Genomic DNA, 2,454 nt, shown 5'->3' with positions numbered 1-2,454 from the left:
ATCCTCTGCGGTGCCACCCAGTTGGCGGACGCGGTTCGGGTGACCCTTGGGCCCAAATCGAAATCGGTGTTGATCCAGAACAAATGGGGTAATCCGACGGTCTGCAACGACGGCGTGACGATTGCCAAGCGAATCGACCTGCAAGACCCCGAGGAGGGGCTGGGTGCCCAGATGCTGCGTCAGGCGGCGGAACGTACCGGCGATGCGGTAGGGGACGGGACCAGCACGGCAACGGTGCTGGCCCATGCCATCCTGGCTGACGGCATACGCAACGTCGTCGCCGGTGCCAGCGCGATTGATTTGAAGCGTGGCCTGGATCGCGGGCTGTTGCTGGTCGTGCAATCGCTGGCAGCCCAATCGCGCCCGGTCAGTACCCCCAAGGAAAAGGCCCAGGTGGCCACGCTTTCGGCGCATAACGATGCGGTTATCGGCCAGTTGGTGGCAGACGCTCTGGAAAAGGTCGGCGTTGAAGGCGTGGTCAGTGTCGAGGAGTCCAAGACCACTGAGACCGTGGTCGAGGTGATGGAGGGCATGCGTTTTGACCGGGGTTACGTCTCGCCGTATTTCGTAACCGATACCGAGAAGATGCAGGTGGAGCTCGATGATGCCTACCTGCTGCTCTGTGATCATAAGATCGGCGTGCTCAAAGACCTGCTGCCACTGCTTGAGTTGATCGCCAAAAGTGGCCAGCCGCTGGTGCTGATCGCCGACGACATAGAGGGCGAGGCGCTGACCACGCTGGTCGTCAACCAGATCCGTGGCGTATTGCGCGCGGTGGCGATCAAGGCCCCCGGCTTCGGTGATCGACGCAAGGAAATGCTCCAGGACATTGCCGTCCTGACCGGGGCAACGGTGGTCTCCAACGAGCTGGGCATCAGTCTTGAACAGGTGGACTTGAGCCAGTTGGGACGAGCGCATCGCGTCGTGGTGCAAAAAGACAGCACGGCGTTGATCGGTGGCGCCGGTCAACGCGAGGCGATTGAGGCGCGTCTGCAACAGATCCGCGTGCAAATGGACGCGACTACCAGCGATTACGACCGTGAAAAACTCCAGGAACGACTGGCCAGGCTGTCGGGCGGTGTCGCGGTGATCCGGGTCGGGGCGCCTTCCGAGGCCGAGATGAAGGCCCGCAAGGATGCACTGGATGATGCCATTTCGGCGACTCGCGCGGCGATTGCCGAGGGCATCGTCCCGGGGGGCGGGCTGGCATTGCTCAAGGCTGTACCGATTATCGCGGCCGAGGAGGCCAGCTATGAAGGCGATGCCAAAACCGGTTTGCAGATACTTCGCCGAGCGCTCGAAGCGCCAGCCCGGGTGATCGCGGAAAACTCGGCGGTGGATGCCGGCGTGGTCGTTGCCCGTATGCTGGCGGAGCCGGGGAATATTGGCTTCGACGCGTCAGCCAATGTCTATGTGGACATGTATGAAGCCGGCATCATCGATCCGACCAAGGTGGTGCGTATCGCGCTGGAAAATGCCGTTTCAGTCGCCAGTATCCTGCTGCTGACCGAGGCGACCATGACCGATATCCCGGAAAAGGAATCACCTGCCCAACCACCGTTTCCTGAATGACCCGCACCGCGCTGCGGCGGTGCGCAGTGACTTGATATAAATCAAGATCAAGCAGGCGTCCGGGGAGGACGCTGAGTTGACGCTGGTGATTTGATCCAGCGAAGACGCAATGGCTGACCACCGGCAAGGGGCAGCGGCAGGCGTCGAAGTCCAACCTGTCTGGAGTTCAGACCATGAGCCAGTATCAACGGTTATTACTGATCATCAACCCGGCCCAGCGCCATTCCCCTGCGATACACCATGCCGCTGCCCTGGCCAAGGCCAGCGGGGCGAGCCTGCATATTGCCGCGTTAGTACCATCGCTGGACATCCTGTCACTGCTTGAAGAAGGCGTCCGGGAAAAAGCTCGGCAGAGTTACCTCCAGGACCATAGCGATTKGCTCAAGGATCAGGCGGAAAAGATGCGCGGCAGGGGCATCGAGGTGACCACCGAGGTGGCATGGGCCGATGACATGCAGCAGGCGATCCTTGATCACGTCAGCGAAATGCAGCCCAACCTGCTGATCAAGCAAGTACAGCATGAGCCTGCGCTCAAACGCGCATTTTTCACCCCTCTGGACTGGCACTTGCTGCGCCACTGCCCGATACCGATGTATCTGGTGGGCGCGAGTGGTCATGCCTTGCCGCGCAAGGTGGTGGCAGCGGTTGACTCGTCGGATACCGCGTCTTCGAACAGCGAACTGAATGACCGGATCATCCAACAGGCCAACAGCCTGGCGCTGCAGTGCAATGCCGAATTGCATCTGCTATATGCCTGTGACATTTCGGCGGCCTATCTCGGCGATATGGGCGGTGGCGGGCTGACCCTGGCGGACCTTACCCGGGAACTGCGCAGAGAACTGGAAAAGTCATTCCTGCGGTTGGCCGGTCGATTCGGTGTGC

The 2,454-nt window shown here is 60.9% G+C and carries 2 protein-coding genes; both read left to right on the top strand.

Annotated features, from left to right (window positions below):
* A partial coding sequence (gene groL, locus AC1DH9_RS27300) for a chaperonin GroEL (RefSeq protein WP_477809147.1) occupies positions 1-1,572 on the top strand: 1,572 nt, incomplete at its 5' end.
* A gap of 173 nt (positions 1,573-1,745) precedes the next feature.
* A partial coding sequence (locus AC1DH9_RS27295) for a universal stress protein (protein ID WP_477809146.1) occupies positions 1,746-2,454 on the top strand: 709 nt, incomplete at its 3' end.

Source organism: Pseudomonas sp. 05T35 (assembly GCF_056396605.1).
The sequence above is the reverse complement of the archived record's forward strand: the minus strand, read 5'-3'. Positions and strand labels throughout refer to the sequence as shown.